At 61.0% G+C, this 17,259-nt stretch carries 21 protein-coding genes; 17 read left to right on the forward strand and 4 right to left on the reverse strand.

From position 1 onward, the window contains the following. Window positions 1-48: 48 nt before the first annotated feature. The 10 genes from AB8808_RS06000 (at window position 49) to AB8808_RS06045 (ending at window position 7,806) form a co-directional block, all read left to right on the forward strand. The gene (locus tag AB8808_RS06000; RefSeq protein WP_369927585.1) at window positions 49-492 is read left to right on the forward strand and encodes a hypothetical protein; all 444 of its coding nucleotides are present in this window, start codon (window positions 49-51) and stop codon (window positions 490-492) included. A 160-nt stretch (window positions 493-652) separates the two neighbouring features. Continuing rightward, entirely contained in the window at window positions 653-979 is a 327-nt protein-coding gene (locus AB8808_RS06005) for a hypothetical protein (protein ID WP_369927587.1), read from the forward strand. A 123-nt stretch (window positions 980-1,102) separates the two neighbouring features. Further along, on the forward strand, window positions 1,103-1,606 hold the full coding sequence (locus AB8808_RS06010) for a hypothetical protein (protein ID WP_369927589.1): 504 nt from the start codon (window positions 1,103-1,105) through the stop codon (window positions 1,604-1,606). A gap of 100 nt (window positions 1,607-1,706) precedes the next feature. Beyond that, a complete protein-coding gene (locus AB8808_RS06015; protein ID WP_369927590.1) occupies window positions 1,707-2,222 on the forward strand; it encodes a hypothetical protein in 516 nt (171 codons plus the stop codon). Beyond that, window positions 2,222-4,990, forward strand: coding sequence for a MobF family relaxase (gene mobF / locus AB8808_RS06020; RefSeq protein ID WP_369927592.1), 2,769 nt, complete (start codon window positions 2,222-2,224; stop codon window positions 4,988-4,990). Before AB8808_RS06015 ends, mobF begins: the two co-directional genes overlap by 1 nt. Next, entirely contained in the window at window positions 4,987-5,529 is a 543-nt protein-coding gene (locus tag AB8808_RS06025) for a hypothetical protein (protein WP_369927594.1), read from the forward strand. The genes mobF and AB8808_RS06025 overlap by 4 nt, the downstream gene beginning before the upstream one ends. 187 nt (window positions 5,530-5,716) lie before the next feature. Beyond that, entirely contained in the window at window positions 5,717-5,854 is a 138-nt protein-coding gene (locus tag AB8808_RS06030) for a hypothetical protein (protein ID WP_369927596.1), read from the forward strand. Next, the gene (locus AB8808_RS06035) at window positions 5,851-6,297 is read left to right on the forward strand and encodes a spore coat protein U domain-containing protein (protein ID WP_369927598.1); all 447 of its coding nucleotides are present in this window, start codon (window positions 5,851-5,853) and stop codon (window positions 6,295-6,297) included. The genes AB8808_RS06030 and AB8808_RS06035 overlap by 4 nt, the downstream gene beginning before the upstream one ends. Before the next feature lie 184 nt (window positions 6,298-6,481). Then, entirely contained in the window at window positions 6,482-7,300 is an 819-nt protein-coding gene (locus AB8808_RS06040) for a hypothetical protein (RefSeq protein ID WP_369927600.1), read from the forward strand. A 128-nt stretch (window positions 7,301-7,428) separates the two neighbouring features. Then, window positions 7,429-7,806 carry a GNAT family N-acetyltransferase gene (locus AB8808_RS06045; RefSeq protein WP_506193267.1) on the forward strand — a complete coding sequence of 126 codons (378 nt, stop codon included), beginning with the start codon at window positions 7,429-7,431 and terminating at the stop codon, window positions 7,804-7,806. 91 nt (window positions 7,807-7,897) lie between these two features. Here the strand turns inward: AB8808_RS06045 and AB8808_RS06050 are convergent, their stop codons facing one another. Next, entirely contained in the window at window positions 7,898-9,316 is a 1,419-nt protein-coding gene (locus tag AB8808_RS06050; RefSeq protein ID WP_369927604.1) for a YadA-like family protein, read from the reverse strand. Between the two features lie 161 nt (window positions 9,317-9,477). On the opposite strand from AB8808_RS06050, the gene AB8808_RS06055 reads away from it, so the two are divergent. Next, window positions 9,478-9,831, forward strand: coding sequence for an ankyrin repeat domain-containing protein (locus AB8808_RS06055; RefSeq protein ID WP_369927606.1), 354 nt, complete (start codon window positions 9,478-9,480; stop codon window positions 9,829-9,831). 54 nt (window positions 9,832-9,885) lie between these two features. On the opposite strand, the gene AB8808_RS06060 is transcribed toward AB8808_RS06055, so the two are convergent. Further along, window positions 9,886-10,245, reverse strand: coding sequence for a helix-turn-helix domain-containing protein (locus AB8808_RS06060; RefSeq protein WP_506193244.1), 360 nt, complete (start codon window positions 10,243-10,245; stop codon window positions 9,886-9,888). Between the two features lie 242 nt (window positions 10,246-10,487). On the opposite strand from AB8808_RS06060, the gene AB8808_RS06065 reads away from it, so the two are divergent. The 6 genes from AB8808_RS06065 to AB8808_RS06090 all read left to right on the forward strand — a co-directional run bounded on the left by AB8808_RS06065 (window position 10,488) and on the right by AB8808_RS06090 (window position 15,347). Continuing rightward, the gene (locus AB8808_RS06065) at window positions 10,488-11,195 is read left to right on the forward strand and encodes a hypothetical protein (protein WP_369927609.1); all 708 of its coding nucleotides are present in this window, start codon (window positions 10,488-10,490) and stop codon (window positions 11,193-11,195) included. A gap of 149 nt (window positions 11,196-11,344) precedes the next feature. Continuing rightward, complete coding sequence (locus AB8808_RS06070; protein ID WP_369927611.1) at window positions 11,345-11,725, forward strand: hypothetical protein; 381 nt, start codon at window positions 11,345-11,347, stop codon at window positions 11,723-11,725. Further along, window positions 11,722-12,201 (forward strand): hypothetical protein, encoded by a 480-nt coding sequence (locus AB8808_RS06075; RefSeq protein ID WP_369927613.1) that lies wholly within the window; start codon window positions 11,722-11,724, stop codon window positions 12,199-12,201. Before AB8808_RS06070 ends, AB8808_RS06075 begins: the two co-directional genes overlap by 4 nt. A gap of 223 nt (window positions 12,202-12,424) precedes the next feature. After that, window positions 12,425-14,005, forward strand: coding sequence for a toxin-antitoxin system YwqK family antitoxin (locus AB8808_RS06080; protein WP_369927615.1), 1,581 nt, complete (start codon window positions 12,425-12,427; stop codon window positions 14,003-14,005). A 107-nt stretch (window positions 14,006-14,112) separates the two neighbouring features. After that, on the forward strand, window positions 14,113-15,051 hold the full coding sequence (locus tag AB8808_RS06085) for a hypothetical protein (RefSeq protein ID WP_369927617.1): 939 nt from the start codon (window positions 14,113-14,115) through the stop codon (window positions 15,049-15,051). Beyond that, window positions 15,048-15,347: a hypothetical protein gene (locus tag AB8808_RS06090; RefSeq protein WP_369927618.1), complete on the forward strand. Its 300-nt coding sequence runs from the start codon at window positions 15,048-15,050 to the stop codon at window positions 15,345-15,347. The genes AB8808_RS06085 and AB8808_RS06090 overlap by 4 nt, the downstream gene beginning before the upstream one ends. A 7-nt stretch (window positions 15,348-15,354) precedes the next feature. On the opposite strand, the gene AB8808_RS06095 is transcribed toward AB8808_RS06090, so the two are convergent. Beyond that, a complete protein-coding gene (locus AB8808_RS06095; RefSeq protein ID WP_369927620.1) occupies window positions 15,355-15,897 on the reverse strand; it encodes a hypothetical protein in 543 nt (180 codons plus the stop codon). A 17-nt stretch (window positions 15,898-15,914) separates the two neighbouring features. Further along, window positions 15,915-17,234: an XVIPCD domain-containing protein gene (locus tag AB8808_RS06100; protein ID WP_369927622.1), complete on the reverse strand. Its 1,320-nt coding sequence runs from the start codon at window positions 17,232-17,234 to the stop codon at window positions 15,915-15,917. Between the last annotated feature and the right edge of the window lie 25 nt (window positions 17,235-17,259).

Raw genomic sequence — 17,259 nt, forward strand, 5'->3', positions numbered from 1 at the left:
AGAGCGCAAAACAGCCTCCCTCCATTCCCCACAAAAAGGACATCCCCCGTGACCCGCCGCCGCAAACCCTGGACTCCCGAAACTTATTACGAAGCAATGCTCAAGAGCGTGCGGAGCCGCCGGGGCAGCGGCGACGACTTTTTCAACGGCCGCGTGGTGCAAGAAATCGCGGGATGCCACTTCGCCACGACCCCGGACCAGCTGACAGCCATCGATGAAATGCTCGACGGTACATATCCGAGTGTGGACGCCAAACAGTACGGGCCGTACGCGCTGGTGGTCGCCGCCAAGGCGGGCAACTTGGAGGTGGTGGGCCATCTTTTTCCGCGCTTCGGGACGAGTTTCAAGGACTGGACACCGGAGCTTATGAGCAGTCTCCCCATCGCTTCCCGCAGTCTTATCGAGGCACTGTCCGAGCGCCAGGCCTTTGCCCAGACACTGCCCGAAGCGGTCGAGCCGGTGAAGGAAAAGCCCCGGCTCCGAAGGCTCTAAAACCCATGGACATTGAATACTGCATCCGCCGTGCACCACTCTTTCCAAACCTCCTCCAGAAAGTACGGTACCGTCGCACGTCCTCCGCTGCGGGCCTGTGTGCGCATCAAACGGACACGTGGACTGGCCTTACGACATCGTGATGGGAGAGCGGGGCCTCATGACGCCGGAGCTCCTGGCCGCGCTCGACGAGCTCCTGGACGACTACCCCCGGATTGACAGCCGGGAACAGGTACCCAACGCGCTCAAGCATGCGGCACGCGATGAGAATCTCGAAGCGGTGGCGCACCTGTTTGAAAGGTACGGCGCCCTGGTCGACTGGGACAATTTCCATGCGTGGGACGAGCCCGACGAAGACATCGACGAGCCGTTGCCCCTGGCTTCGCGGCAATTGATTACGGCCGTCATCGAGAAGCGGACGTTGTCGGCATCCGTTCCCCCACCCGTGGAGCCGGCGGAGGAAAAACCACGAGCCCGAAGGCTTTAAAAGCAGCTTTTGGAGAAAGCGACGAAGGCCCCTTATCGGGGCTTTGTTTTGTGGCTGAAAGGGGCTTGACAGACGGCGGTTCTTTCCCAGGCTGGAAGGTGACCACATCCCTAGGAGAGCCCCATGAGCCGCAACCACAACCGCAACAACAACATCGGCGTCGATGATATCGCCCGTGCTACCAGGATTGCTGAATACCAGGTCCGCCATGGCGACGACCCGCTCGGTGTAGTGCTCGAATATCGGGAAACCCCTTGCAACCCGCGCTTCCTCTTCCGTCCCGACGGGTGGCCGCTGCTGAATCAGCTGGCATTGGCCTCGGGCACGCCCGGGCGCCTGAAGGCAATGGATGTGCTCCTGGATGGCACATATCCTGGTGTGGATGCAGACGTGTGCGGCCCGGAAGTCCTTCATGTCGCCGCCACGACCACCCACCTGGAGGTCATCAGCCATCTCTTCACGCGATACGGCCACGCCGTCAAAGAGTGGGACGACCGCACGTGGCAGACGGTCCCGGCGGCTTCCAGGCACTTTATTGATGCCCTCACCGAGCGCCAGGCCCTTGTCGAGTCCCTCCCCGACGCGGCGGAGCCGATGCAGGAAAAACCCCGTGCCCGGCGACTTTAAAAAGATACCGGAAAAGAACCTTTTATTTCCCCTTTTGGGGTTGACAGGAAGCCGGTTTGACGCACTCTGAAAGGATATCCCCTTCTCAAGGACATCCCTCATGGCCCGCCGAACCGAACAGTACGACCCACCCATGCCCAAGGCACCGATGCCGGAAGCCAAGCCCGACGACAGGGACCCCGATGTCTTCGATGACGTCTCCCCATCTCCTGCGCTCATCGGTGTGTCGATGTTTGCACTCATGGGCGACGTCGCGGAAATCAGGGCATACCGCGCGCATGCCCGGGACCAGCGTGAAAATGCGGCACTGCTCTACAGCGTCATCAGTGACGAATTCCAGAACGGGCACCTCGCCGTCATTGACGAGCTCCTGGCGGACTTCCCCGGCATCACGCCCGGTTACGACGGACCCAAGGCTCTCAGGCGTGCCGCCCATGCCGGGAATCTCGCGGTGATGTCGCACCTTTTCCCGCGCTTCGGGGAGTCGTCGGCGTGGAGCCTGTATGACCGGGCAGTTATGCCCACAGAGTCCAAAACGTACCTCGAAGCGTTCGAGCTTTCCCTGGACCTTCCGCTTGCCATGGCGCCCGCGCCCTCGATGCGGAGGAGGCTCTAATGCTTTCACTGACCAGGCTGACAAATGGCGGGAAGAAAGGCGGCAATGTGGTGGCCTACCTTCAGAGCACGGAGTATTACCGTTCCGCAGACGGCGAAGTGCGCTCCGCATCCGCCTGGATTGGCAAAGGTGCCGAAGACCTCAGCCTGAGCGGCGAGCCGACCGCCGAACAGATGGAGCGGCTGGCGGCAGGCTTTGACCCGAACAGCACGCGGAGGAAGCCTCTCACACCAAATGCGGGTCGAGCCCGGCGCTGCATTGGCCTGGATGCAACTTTTTCAGCGCCGAAATCAGTTTCTGTGGCTTATGCCCTGGCAAGCGGCGAGGACCGCGATGCCATTCTCCGGGCCCAGCAACACGCCGTCGGCGCGGTGCTCGAATTCATTGAAAAGGAAGGCTTGCTGCGCGCCCGCCGTGGACATGCCGGCGTCGATTCGATTGGAACCGAAGGCGTGGTTGCCAGTGCGCACAACCACTTTTCCAACAGAAACCTGGAACCCCAACTCCACACACACACGCTGTTGTACAACGTGGCCCGGGGAGAGGACGGGCAGCTGTGCTGCGTCGAAACAAAGGAAATCTTCCGCTACACGCAAGCCCTCAGTGCGCTGTATCGCAGCCAGCTGGCTGCCAATCTCCAGGAGCTCGGTTACGGCATCGAGCACACGCTTGGTCACAACGGATTGGGTGAAGCCAATGGCCGGGACGCTTTTGAGATTGCCGGCGTGCCCAAGCAACTGCGGGACCACTTTTCCACACGCGCGCAGGAAGTGGCTGAATACAAGAAAGCCCATCCGGACGCCCACAATGCCGCTGTCGCGACCCGCAAGAAAAAAGACGAGCCCACTTTTTCCGAGCTCACCGAGGCCTGGGATGAAACGCTGGCAGACCTGCGGTCCAAGCACCCGGAGTGGGTGCCGACGATTGAAGGCCTGAAAGCCCAGAAAAACGTCTCCCGCGAACGGGACACCGCCGAAGTCATCGAGCAGCTGCACGAGATGGAAGCGGTCATCACCCGGCCGGCACTGCTTGAGCGACTGGCGAAAAACAGTGTTGGGAAGGGAATTCAGCACACGCTCCAGGCTGAAAAAGCTTTTTCGCGGCGCGCCGACATTGTTCACATCAAGCCGGAACGCCAGTCCGGGGAGCCACACGAGTGGTCCAGCCGGCCAGACCTCAAACACCGGGAAACCCGGTATGCAAACCTTGAAACCATTGCCCGGGAAAAAGCGGTCCTCACCATGGCTGACCAGGCTGCAAAGGACATGCGCCACCAGGTGCCCATGGCGCGGGTGACGGCCGGCATCGAGCGCTTCGAAGCCAAGAAATCCGCAGAGCTCGGCACACCGTTCAAGCTCAAAGACGAACAGAGAAAAATGATTGAGCACTGCGCACACGGCACCGGTGCGATTGCGTGTGTTCTGGGATTTGCAGGCACTGGCAAGACCACGAGTTGCCAGGGGCTTGTCGAGGTCATGCACGCTGAGGGCCTCAAGGTCCAGGGTGCCGCCACGTCGTGGAAGGCCGCAAAAAAACTCCAAGCCGAAAGCGGGGTGGAGGGCATCGCGCTTGCAGCACTGGCAAAACGCATCGAGAAGAAAAATCCCGAATGGATGCCGGATGCAAAATCCGTCCTGATTTTGGACGAGGCCTCGATGGTGGGGACCCGGTCGTTTGACGTGGTGCAGAAGGCGTATTTGAAGGCCGGAGGCAAGCTGGTTTTGCTTGGAGACAACTTGCAAATCCAGGCGATTGACCAGGGCTCGCCTTTTCGTGCCCTCACCGAAAAATTCGGTTTTGCCCGGCTGACAGAAATCACCAGACAGAAAACAGCGGAGGGCCTGGACCTCGCCAACGCGTTCTACGAAGGCAGCCACCAAAAGCGCGGAGAGCGGACGGGACGCCAGGCACTGGCGCATGGCCGCGCGCTCTACAAAAAGATGGACGACATGGGGGCGCTCCACCAGTTCGACGACGGCAAGGCCGCGATTGACGGGCTGGTGAAGGCTTATCTTGCGTCCCCAAAAAAATCCAGCGAGAAACTCGCCATCGCAGCGACCAACGTCGACGTCCTCGAAATTGCACGCGGCATCCGGAAGGGCCTCAAAGACCGGGGTGAGCTCGACGGCGACGATTACAACGCCACCGTGGTCACGGCTGCCGGCGGCCAACAGCGTTTGCCCGTCGCAGTCCACGACCGCATCCGGTTTTTCAGCAAGGTTGGGGACCACAGGGGCGACAAAGCTGCGACAAATGAAGATGCCACCATTCTTGGAATTGAGCGGAACCAGCTCGGTGGTCTCAACATCAAAGTAAGGATGGACGAGCTGGCGGAGAACGGCTCGGAACGGATATTTGTGTTTGACAGTTACGAGCATGACAACTGGGGTTACAGCTACGCGACGACTGCACACAAAAGCCAGGGGCAGACCACCGATGAATGCTTTTGGCTTGGCAGTGCGGCCAGTAATCACCACCTTGGCCTTGTTGCCGCCACACGTGCGAAACACCGCCTTGACGTATTCATTGACAAAGAGACCGCTTCGGGCTTCGCGTCGACCCTCGGCCGTCATTCCTTCAAAGCCAACGCCCTGGAAGAGGGCGCACACCAAGTGCGTGCCTGGGCATCGAACCTGACAGACCAGGTCGCACGTCTCAAAACCGCAACGGCCGAAATGGTCGACCGACTCTTTGGTTCCACTGCGCCGGACCACATCCAAATCCAGAACCAGAAACTCAAAAACCAGCAACGGGGAATGACACGATGAAAGTGAAAAGCAACGACAAAAACCCAACCCGAAGTCCGGCAGTTGCCGCACGTCGGCGACGGAAGGCCTTTGCCTTGCGCCTTTCAGGCCTGACGTGGGCAGCGGTGGGCGAAGTCATGGGCATCAGCGGGACAGCAGCCCAGCTTCTTGCCCACCGACACACGCAGAAGACCGGTACCGCGCTGCCGGAACGCCGGGCAGCGTCCCGCTCCAGCCTTTCGACCCGGGACCGCCATCGCCTCAACCGCCAGGCAACGGCTGTCCGCATGCAGGACGCAGGGGAGTCCCTGAGAGCCATCGCACTGGTCCTTTCCACCTCACCGGCCGTGGCAAGCCGGCTCATCAATGAAGGGCGGAGCGCACGCCATGCTGAAGCCCTTGAACTGCTCCCGGGCCAGGACGAGGGGCGGCTGAATGCAGCGGCTGCATCGGCCCTTCACCGGGCCGGCCGGACATGGCGCGAGGTGGAGGAGCGGATGGGAAAGCAGGCTGTTGCCCGGGCGCGCAGGGCACCCCGATTAAAGAGGAAGGCTGCATGAAAGCGACACCGCCCAGACCCCGGAATGGGGCCTTTTTTTTGCCTCCCGATTTGACTTTATTTCCCTAAAATATATTTTCATTTATTTGCATTTTTGCTCTTGCCAAAACTTAAAACGCTCGTACTGTGGTTGAAAGAGAGACAGAAACAGCTCTTTCCCAAATCCCAATATCCCACAGGAGTTTCCCATGACCGACGCCATTGCAGCCCCCATCGAAGCCATCGTTGACTTGTGCGACACGTGCTTTTCGGGCGGCATCTACACCGCCTTCGCTCTCTCCCTCCTCGCCATCCCGGCGGCCTGGATTGCAGGAGCACTGGCATGAAGACCATTCTCTCCCTCGCCCTGGTTTCCCTCGTCGCCGCCGCACCCGCTTTTGCGGGGACTGCAACCGGCTTTTTCATCGTCACCGCACGCGTCGAAGCCGCCTGTGCAATCACCCAATCCCCGACCATGACTTTTCAAAGTGTGGATTCGGCCAAGGGCTCCAGCATGCAAACCGCCGCTGGCGTCACATGCACCAAGGGCACGGCGGCAACGGTTCACCTGAGTGGCCCGACGGCGCTGTCTGACGGCAAGGGCAACACGCTGCCGTACACCATCACCGACGCCAACGGCCAGGTCATCAATGCCATGCAGGGCCCGTCTTTTACGAGCGCCACGGGTCTTGCTGCAACCAATGTCCCGATGACTGTGCGGATTCCGGCAGGCAGTCGCGTGCCGGATGGTTCGTATTCCGGCGCCGTTTTGATGACCGTTGATTTCTGATTACAAGCCACCCCGACGAGAAAAGAAAAGCAGGCCCCGAGCAGGGGCCTTTTTCTTGGGCCAGCCATTCGCCGTACATACTCGCAATGTTGGCGAGACCCGACCACTGGCGTGTACTAGAATTCCGGGCATCGAGCCTGGGCGGCGGGAGTCCGCCGAGGCGAATGCAAATTGAGGACATGTGATGCTGGAAGAGGATGAAGTCGGGCCGTTGATTGCCGTCGTCGATGACGCCACGGCACGTGCAGGAAAGCAACCGACGGCGCCGCCTTCGGTCACGGACGATTGGCTCAGGGTGGCAAGGATTGCGATGCTCGCATCGGCCCGCATGAACTTCATTTTTATCGGGGCAGAGGCGGCTTATGGTGTCTACAAACATCTGACAAAGGAAAAAGAGTTCGGTGCTGGCCTGGTGCCGGTGGGGCTGTCAAGGGCAAAGACGTCTCTAAGGTTCCCTCCCGGACACCCGCTTGTGAGGGGCGTGTATGCGAGGCATCCAACCGAGAAAGTGCTCTTCTATCCCGCCGCCGTCTTTCACCGGAAGGTGTTTGAGCACAAGCTCGCTGAAGTTTGCCTGCTGCTCGCATCACTCGGCGCACGGGAAATTCGTGCAGAGTGCGCACGGGGTTGGGGCAAGGACTTTGCGGCGAATCTCTCAGTGCCACTGGAAGCGTCCGGTGCAAATGCGGGAGCGTCGTTTTCATCGAAGAACAGCAAGACCGACCGGATTGTCCTCCACGTTCGGCTGAAGGGACACGACACACCGACGTTGCCCGAAAACATGGTGTGGTATGAGCACGAATCTACCTGGGACGCGGTCGCCAGGATGCGATTGAAAAGCGGGATGCAGGAGTTTTCATTGTCGCTCTCTTATGATGACGATTTTCAGGTCAATGCGTCACTGAAAGCGTCGGCAAAGGATGCAGGTCTGGACATCGGGGGAACGTTTGTAGACCACGTCTCGACGCTCTGGAACATCACGGGAACCTTCGGCCCGGCCTGAGCCACGGGCCCGTCATTCAGGAAGACCTTATAATGGTGGATGTTGTCCGCGCGGTGCCCACGGACGCTCCAGGACTGTCGGAGATTGCATGGGCTGCGAAGGCTGCATGGGGTTATCCGGTGGACCAGATGAGGCGCTGGCGTCAGGAACTTGTCCTTTCCGCTGTCTCCATCGAGAATTGCCCCACGTTTTTGGTCAGGCATGATGAGCCAGCCGGCTTCTATCAATTGCGAAGTAAAGTGCGGGCCGGATATGAGCTCGCCCATCTGTGGGTTTCTCCAGCGCGGATGGGCAGAGGCATCGGACAGGCTCTCGTAGGTCACGCCATGGCGCTGCTGGCGGCCTCTGGAATCCCTGATGTCGATGTGGACTCGGACCCCAATGCAGAGGGTTTCTACCTGAGCCTCGGCGCTCGGCGCCTCTCCGTTGTACGCGCTCCAATTCCCGGAGACCAGGCGCGTGTGCGACCGCAACTCGTGCTCAGCACCCGTGTACGCTCAGCATAAAAAACAGGCTCCCGAAGGAGCCTGTTCCCGGCCGGTCCCAACCGGCCTGCCCGTGTCTCGAAGGAGTCACGGGACACGGGTTCTTGAACGGTTACTGCCCGATGCCAACGCTGACGGAAACCGCCACGGCGGACCCTTCGCCGGAGAACGCGCCTCCAACGGCCACCGCGACCCGCTCGTTCTCAAAACGATACGTGTACGCGAGACCGATTGCTGATTGACCACGATATCCGGCGGCACCCATGGAGAGCTTGGACTGCTGCTGCACCGAGCCGGCGGAGAGGGCCATGGAGCCCATCACGGAGCCTACCGCGCCTGCCTGGGCGATTCGACGGTTGAGAACGTGGCTCATCGCTGCAATGCGGGCGTCGGTGTAGGAATTCGCCCAATTCAACGTCCGGGCGTCGCCTTTATCGGCATAGTTCTTTGCATCAGCCACGCCCTGCTGGACTTGGCCGACATTGGCAGCGTCATCGGTCGCAACACCCGCACGGAGGTTGTGGATGCCAGTCCCGCCCTGGCCCTGTAACGTCACGTTGCCCGTGTCGGTCGACCCATCTGCGCGCGTGTCGTAATGCACGGCGGCATCATCGCGACCGTTGCCGGCGCCCGGAGGACCGGCAACGCCTTGGTCACCCTTCGGCCCCTGTGGGCCCGCCTCGCCGGGCTGGCCGGGGCCAGTTCCGATGTCGTTGAAACGGCCGTCCAGGTAGAGGAGTGCTGAATTGACGTCGGAATATGTGCCACCACTCAATACGAATTGCGGCGACTGAAAATTCCCGCCTGCGTCGACGCCTGCACCGGCACCAAAGCCGTTGGTCACCTGTCGAAGCTGACCCACTGCGGCGCCGTCAAAGTTATCCTGTCCGTAGAGAATGCCAGTGATGCGGCGGTTGCCGAGTGCTGCCGTGTTTTGCTGGGTACAAACCGAGCCCGAGCCCAGGGCGAGACATCCGAACCCATCTGCATGCGAGCCTGCACCAATGGCAGTTCCGAACATCCCGTCTGCACTCGCTTGCGGGCCAACGACAACGCTGCTGCCACCAACGGCCTGCGACTGGTCACCGATGGCAATCTGTGCGCCGACCACGCCGTTGGGCTGGTTTCCGGGGTAGAGCACTGGGTCACCGGCTTGAGACTGCGAGCCGATGGCAATGGCGCCGTTGGACTTCGCGGTGGCGTGCCAGCCGTTTGCGACAGCATCGCTGGCAAGCGCCTGGGAGAAGGCGCCGAATGAATTGGAACCGATGCCAATCACGGTTGCGCCGGCACCGAAGGCGGCTGATTCGCCGCCGCTCAGTCCCTCCAGGGCTGACGGGAAACGAATGGTTGCCCCGGGGCCGACAGCCACGGAATTTGTGCTCTCCGGGTCGATGACAGGAGCGGGGAGGGTGATGGGTGTGGCGCAGAAAAAACCATCACAGACGGGCGCGGCGAAAGTCTGGGCAAACGCGGAGAGGGGAGCCAGGGCCAGGAGCCCGAGCAAAAAGCGGCGATTGGGGAAAGACATGAAAGAACTCCTAAAAAGTGGGGGATGGGGTTTGAGCCCAGCCCTTTTCTTAGGTGGTCTCTCATATACAGTCCAGGAAAACCGCCGCCTGTCAACCCCTCTTCCTTGACTAAATGAAAAGAATCGTCAGGATGGTCTTTTAACTCGAAAAAAGAGGGTACATGAGAGACCGGGAGTTGCAAGACGCGGCCTGGGACGGTGACTTTTACGGGGCCAAAGCGCTGCTGGCGGCCGGGGCCGACCCACGAGCGGACCGGTCGTGCGCCCTCATGCATGCGGCACACCGGGGCCACCCGCACATCGTCGAGTTGCTCCTGAGGGCCGGCGCTGACCCCAAAGAGCGGCGCTCGGAGTCCCTCATGCGCGCAGCGAAGGGGTCAACCAACCGACACCGCCATTGCGTGTGCCTCCTGCTGGGGGCAGGGGCGGCGACAGTGCTGTGGGCTGAGTGGGAATGGCGGGAGCTGAAACCCAAGATGCAGGAGTGGGTCAGGCAGTGGGAAATGCCGGTCTGACATCCTAAGCACGTCGTGCTCGTTCGCCCGTTCGGGGCGTCGGTCAGGGAAAGGTCACCCGGGCGACGGCAGGCTCGCTGCAAACCGCCGGATAGAGCGGATTTCCCAACCCTGCTCTCCTTGAAAGGACCACGCGTCGGGGGAGGCGAGGACAAGCAGGTCATGGATGCGGCCCTTCCAGGGCTCGCAGTCACCGCGCTCGACGGCCACGTCCAGGTCGCGCTTGGAGGGCGCGACCACAACGCGGTTTCTCACCAGCATTAAGGCCAGTGCATCTGCGTCGGCGAGAAGAAGGGAGGGCGTTGTCCCGAAGAGTTTGGCGAGTGACGCCAACTGTTCGATGTTAGGAAGGACAGTGCCCCGCTCGATACGAGCGAGAGTGGAGTGTCCCGCGAACCCCAGCCTGTCGGCCACTGCGGCCTGAGTCCTTCGCCCGCGTCCCTGGAGCATCCGCAGGAGGCGGATGACTTCCCCCGCCACTGACGCGTACAGCACTCCGGGGGGAGCTGATGGCGGATGAGCCGGGGTGCCATGCGGAGTGATTTGCATCGGACGATTCCGGTAGCTGGGACTGACGACATCATATTAGGTGTGCAACAAGGGCACAATGTGCATATAATGCACGTCCGATACGGCGTCGACATTTGAGGGTGCGCATGGAAAAGACGAAAGAAAATTTCATCCTCCGCCTCTGGACTAGCTATGGTTTGCTCGTCGACTTCGACGGCGAGCCGCGAATCTGGAAGGTCGTTTCCCCGAGCGCCCGCAAGGGCGGTCCCCCGAAAACATGGCGGCAATTCGTAGAACATGTGCTGGGGAACGGTGTCGAAAACGTTCGCCTCATCGTTGCAAGAGAGCCCGACCCCCGAGAGGCAATCTCTAGGCTCGGGAAAGAAGCTGACTGCGAAATTGTTGACGCGCTTCGTGATGAGGCGACGAAGCGTGAAGCTGCGCGTGCGCAGGAGGTGCGTTCTCGGGTCCTTGAGAGGTTGGAGGCCGAGAAGCTGAAGGCAAAGGCTCGGCGGGAGGCGGCGGTCGAACGGGTGGAAAAAAGAATGCAGCGCACCATCGACAAGCTTGAAATCAAGTTGAGTCGAGCGCTGGAGCAACTCGAAGCTCATGAGGCTGACCGTAAAAAAATGGTGCGGAGGCGCATGTCGGCAAGTGAGCGGAAAATGGACGGCTTTCTATTGGATTTGTTGGCGGATTGGACGGACGCCGACGGCCCCGAGGCTGAGCAAGCGGACAGGGAATGGGCTGCTCAGTTGCTTACTGACACCTCCAGGCGCCCTCGCAGCTCGGAAGACCTTCTCGCCGTGCTGATGAAGCGCATGGCATCCCGCCGACCGTTGGGCCCAAGCTGAGGTCGGCCGGGGGGCTTGGCCGGTGAACAACCACCCGGCCACCGGGGCGCGCGTGAATGGCTGAGTAGCCGGTTGGGTGGGTGTGGCCGGCGATTGATTACCCCGGGAGAGGGGTCGACAATGCCCGCTCTTTAGCAGGGGCAACGGACATGACCGAAAAAGAACCGGATTGGGACCGCTACATGGCGGGTATCACCCTGGGCAAGCTGCATGACCATGCGCCGGCCTTCGGGGCCTTCGAACGTATTCCGGTCTTCAGCCCGCAACGGGAATGGCTCCTGCTCGCGTCCCTGGATATCGCCGTCCGGACCGGCGACCTCGCCGAGCTCCAATCCGTCCTGCCGCAGCTGGCCCACAAATATGGGCGCTGCGGACGTGAGGGCGGGCTCCAGTACAAATATGCCTTCCAGGCCTGGGTCGAGTTTTTCGCCGTTTGCAGCCTCTTGTCCGGGCTCGACGTGGACGAGGATGATTACCGCGACCCGGATGACCTCCTCGCGCGGCTTGTTGAGAAAGAGGGAATTCATTGAGCGCGATGGATTTGGCAACGCCACTGGCGGAGTCGTATCCATTGCCGTCTTTCCTGGAGGGAAAGCTGTCGGCAGAAATTTACGTCCGCTGGGTCCGGAACAGGGCCGATGCGCATGTCAAGCGGGACCTCAAGCGAGGCCACACGGAGGCGACAAAAAGAAACTACCGGCGACTCATTCACGCCGCCGTGGTGGCGTCGAACGGCCTTGATTGCTACACCGGCGAAATGCTCGACTGGCATTTGATTGGGACGTACAACAACGCGGAATCCAAACTGGGGCGTCATGCCTACAAGAAAGGTTTCGGGCTCCTGCCGTCGGTAGACCACCTTGATGCCGCTGCCACCGTCGCCGAAATTCGCATCTGCGCCTGGCGCACCAACGACGCGAAGCATGACCTTTCCACGGCCGAGTTCATCGCGCTCAGTCGGCGCGTGTTGGAGCATCATGGGTTTGTCGTGTTGGCGCCTGGGTAAGTCGGACAACTCGCCGGACGACCGACGGGAGTCCAGGAACAAAGGGTAAGGGCAACTCACGCTTGCAGGCGGAAGTGTTGGCATGATGGGCAGAATCCAGGAAGCCAATCGCGCCGGAATCGAAATAAATTCCGATGTCAGTTTTGCGGATTGGCGCACACCGTTTTTCTGTAGCGGCACCACCGATGGATTAGCTAGTATGGCGACTCCCCGGCGGTGAGCCATGGCATTGGAAGCCACGGGGCCGCATTCTTACAGGGGAAAATCGGTGAATCTTTCTTCGACGTCCGGCAATGCACGGGCAGGCAGCCGCGCTGCCCGTTTGCTTACAGCATTTGTCACCACGGCGCTCTTGGCCGCCTGCGGCCACTCGACTGTTCCGAGTCAGCAGCTGGATTACAACAACGGCCTGGCCTATCTGCACGGCGAAACAGACCCGTTCAAGGGCGTCGCCCATTACGAACCCGCTCCTGATTTCATAAGCCGTTCCCTGATGGGGCTGGCGATGCACTCCCCTGGGTTCAACTCCACCATTTACGCAGATGCGTGTGACGTTGCGTTTGAAAAGGGTGTCGAAGAAGGTGACGTGCGTTGTGCGTCGCGCGATGGCGTCAAAGCACTGACGCTCACCATCCACCACAACCGCCTCGACGGGGAGGCCATTGCTTACAACAAAAATGGCGACAAGCTCTCCGAAACAAACTGGAAGGACGGGTCCATGGATGGCAGCCAGACGTTCTATTCGGCGGATGGAAAGTATGTCACCCACTCATTCAAGCTCGAAAACGGGCACCGGCGTGGCAAGGAACTGTGGCGTGCACAGAACGGTGACGAGCTCGCGGAAGGCAGCTGGGGAAGCGACGGTAAGTTCAACGGCAGCGGTCTTGCCACGCCGAACTTCGACAGCTACTACGAGATAACGACATATGACGACAACGAGAAGGACGGGCCCTACTTCTGGAACTACGGGTTCGGCTCCAAGCACGTAATCCTGGAAGGCCAGTACAAGGATGGGCAGAAGGACGGGGAGTGGAAGTACCATGGGGAGCCGTCCACTATTCCGTTCGTCGCGTTCAACGATGTCCTGCCAGGTGCTCCCGGCAGGAAGATGATGGCGCTAACCAGTCTCAACGACAGTGCGGCCAAGACTGTCACGTTCGACAAGGGGCACCTGTCCGGACCGGTGACCGTGCTCGACAAAGATGACCATGTGCTCTTGTCGTTCGTCGTCGAAAACGACGCCATCAAGGGGCCCATCAAGCGGCTTGACCCGGCATCCGCGCGGAAGGAGACCTATGAGGATTCCGCCGTCATCGCCGCCGTAAATTGGCAAGTCCCGGAAGATTTGCAGCAGTTGCGAATTGACGCCGCCGCAGTGCGCGGGCCAAATACACCGCGCACCCCTGACCCCCGCATTGCGGAAATCGAAAAAGCCCAGGATTGGCAATCTGAGGTCAACCGCGCAATTGCCGAGGTACGGCAGCCCGTAAAGCCGGCCGCTTCGCCGGACGCGGCAACCTTGCCAGTCGAGGCAGCCCCCGCACCGGCCGCGCCGCCGGAAGCCAAGGCCCCCGCAACGCCCCCGGCACCGCTGGCTGTCGCCGCTCCTCCGAAGGCCGAGGCCACGGATGCCGCGAGCTTCGCCGATGCGCCTGCTGTAGCGGACACCGACCCGGCGACCGGTGCGTGCGTCGACGGATGGGTTACTGCTTTTCATAAAGAGCAGGGCGCAGACGCGCCCATTGCGGCAGACCAGCTCCAGGAATGGCAGGAATGGTGCAAGGCGGGTAAGAAAGCGCCCTGACGCCAGGAGAGATGGCCCAAGGTGAATTCTTGGACCGGACCGGACGTCGCAAACCGTGCGACGGCCGGTCGGAACATTTTTCGCTTCCCAACATTCAGAGCAGCAACATGGAAAGTTCCAAGGCCCACATCACCACGAATCTGGAAAGCGAAGTCCTTGCCCTCATTCGTCTGCTTGAACCTGTGCCGCTTCTCGAAGTCCTGAAGCACGCCGAGCGGTTCGATTCGTGGGGCGTGTACATGCTGACTGAAGGAAAGCCGGACGGGCTTGATGTCGGCGCACTTCCCGTCAACGTCGTCTATATCGGCAAGGGCATCGGCGAAGGCATTGCCCGCCGGTCGGCGAAGCACCTGGCGAACATGACCGGTGCCGTCAACGCGCAAGGCGGCTTCAAAATCAAGACAAGCCGCGCCATCCAGGCGTACAGGGAGCGCGTCGGGCACGACCCGAAAAATCACTGGTTCGTCGCGGCGCCGATGGATGGCGTGAACGGTTCGGTCGTGTCTTTTGCGGAAGAGGTTTTGCTGGAGCAGTACGTCCGCGCACACGGCAGGCTTCCGGTTTGCAACACAGCCGGGGGCCACGTGTGGAAGCCGGCGCCTCCGGTCACGGCGCCAAGAGCTGGCAAGGTCAGGCGTGTCGATACCCGGCGTGCTCCCGTTTTCGAAGATGTGAAACTCGAAGAGCTTTGCATGTCCATAGCGGCACGGCATGCCTTGGCTTGCGATGTCATTCCGATGACGGGCGGGCCGGAGCCCAGAATCGCTCTGGGACGGCAGGCCAATGGCGACATGGCGGGGATTGCGGTGCGGGCCATTTTCAGGCCCACCGCGCGCGAGGTTGAGGTTTTCTCGAAGCTTCAGCCTGCCGCTGCAAAAGCCTGGGGAGAAGCGAAGGCGCATCGACAGCCGAACGCCATGAAGTCCGTTCTCCGATTCCCCTGGCCGTTGAAACCCGACGCATTCGAGCAACTGGTTTTGGCATCGGTCGAAGAGACGCGGGCGAGCACTCGAAGCAAACCCAAACAAGGAGGAGCAAGAGCGTGACCGAAGATGAATTGATTACTGCCATCTTGGCCGAAATGGCGAGGGTGTGGGGCGAGTCCGGATTGCACGGTGAGCCAGATGAATATGCGTGGTTGGAGTCGACGTATGGCATCACTGAAGACGACGATGTGAAGTGGCAAATGGTGCTCCAGTATCGCGACGGGGAGCTTCCCGAGGACGACCGGGAAGACCAGGACGTCATGGCCTTCCTTCACGACGAAACCGCCGTCGTGCGCTTTCTCGAAGGCCTGCTGAAGAAGTACCAGAGCAGTGCGGCCGTGTATCTGGGTTCTTAATTCGCCGTCAGCCCTTCGAAATCGGCCCCGACGCGGTGCCCGTGCTCCGTGCCTGGGTGCCATCAAGCTGGTTGATGTCGCTGTGCATCGAGCGGCCGTTGGTCTCCCCAATCACGGTGTCGGCCAGGGTGACTTCAAGCTTTCGGGCAAGGGCGAGGGTGTTCGCCGACCATTCGGTAGCACCGCACTGGATGTGCTGAACCATCAAGCAGATTTGCCGCCGGTCGGGTGGCCGTTTGACCACCGCCTCTTCAATGAGCAGGGCTTTTGAAAGCAGCACTGCCCGAACCACGCCGGACAACGCCACATTGCGCGGCAGGACGTCGAGCCAGGGCTCAGGCGGGGCGATGTCCTGGGAGACTGGGACATGCATGGGGTTCGGTGTGCGAATGCCGTCCAGCCGCGCCCACAAGCGACTCAGGGACGCGGCGGTCTGGACGAGGAGCCAGCGGACATCGTCGTCCGTGAGAATGGGGTTTTCGGGCGTGGACTCGGGCATGTGGCGATAATGCCCCGGTCGCGTATCACCCCATGAGAGAACCGGTGCCATCGACACCGGTCCTACCGTTACCGGGTCATCGAAGGCCCGGCCGCTTGCTGGACGTCCGGCGCCACCTGCTGCTGGACCTGTTGCTGGGCCTGTGCCTGCTGCTGGGTGTTGTTTTGCACGTTGACCGCCGCCTCTTGGCTGCTCTGTGCAATCGGAGTCTGGACGGCTTGCATGACGTCGACTTCCACGAACTTCTTGAAGGGGGAGTTGAGTTCGCCCTGGATTGCATAGCCCCGGTTGGCGTCGTCCGACAAGGCCACATGGTCGATGCGGCTGAAACCGGCAGCCGTGGCGGCGGAAGTCAGGGAGCCGGCGAAGTTCTGCGTGTGCGGGCCCGGCGTGCGGCCCTGCTCCTGGTCAATGCGCGCAACGCAGGTGTGGGCCTGCTCGTAAATGCCGTTGGCGGGATGACGGGCATCGAGCAGCGTGGGGACGCTTTGCTGGCTGGTTGCCTGCGCGTGGTTCTTCGCCTCACCGATGGCGGCCATGGTCGCCGGCCCTGCAACACCATCGGCATGGAGTCCGCGCGCCGTCTGAAACGCCTCGACGGCTTCTTTGGTGTGTGGCCCAAAGTGCTGGTCGGGATGGATGGCAGTGCCGTCGCGTGCCGTGATGCCGAGAGCGGCGAGGTCGGACTGGAGCGCGCCAACTGCGGCTCCGTGGTCGCCTTGCTTGTAGGCGTGGGCGTGGCCGCCGGGAGCATGAGCACCGTGGGCAGCAGGCGCCGGATGAGGGGCAGGGTGTGAGGCTTTGAGAGCGGTGACCTGCTCTTCGGTCATGACCGGCGTCGGTGTAACGGTTCCGGGTTTCCAGTGTTCGTAATGGGAGATTCCGTCGAGCAGGGCGCCTCTTTCCGCGACCGTCATGTCCCGGACCTTTTTTCCATGCAGGTCCTGGCCTTCGGCCGCAGCGACAGAATGGATGTCCTTTGCCTGCGCGTCGTAGTGGACAGCGCCGCTGTAGTCAGGCTTCGAATAATCCTTGATGAGCTCTTCAACGGTATGGTCCGCATGACGAAGCTCGACGTATTTCTGTTGTGCGGCGCGGCCAGCCTCATAACTTTCAAACACGATGTTGCCATGCTGGTCCAGGTCGACGACGCCGTCGTAGCTATGCTTGGCGTTCTCCAGGGCACGCTCCTTCGTACGGTGCACCGAAGAATTTTGTTCGCTGCCGGCAAATTCAAGCTTGAGATTGCCGGGATTGTTGTGTCGCCAGGCTGCTGTACCGTCCTGAGCCGTCACCCATGATTTGTCATCGAGCTCGTAGATGCGCGTCATGCCATACGCGGCGACGAGCCTGTCTACCTTCTTGTCTGAAACAACGTCCATATCCATTCCCTTTCAAAGGCCTCTGGGGCCG

Source organism: Xanthomonas sp. NCPPB 2632 (assembly GCF_041228075.2).
Taxonomy (GTDB): Bacteria; Pseudomonadota; Gammaproteobacteria; order Xanthomonadales; family Rhodanobacteraceae; genus Luteibacter.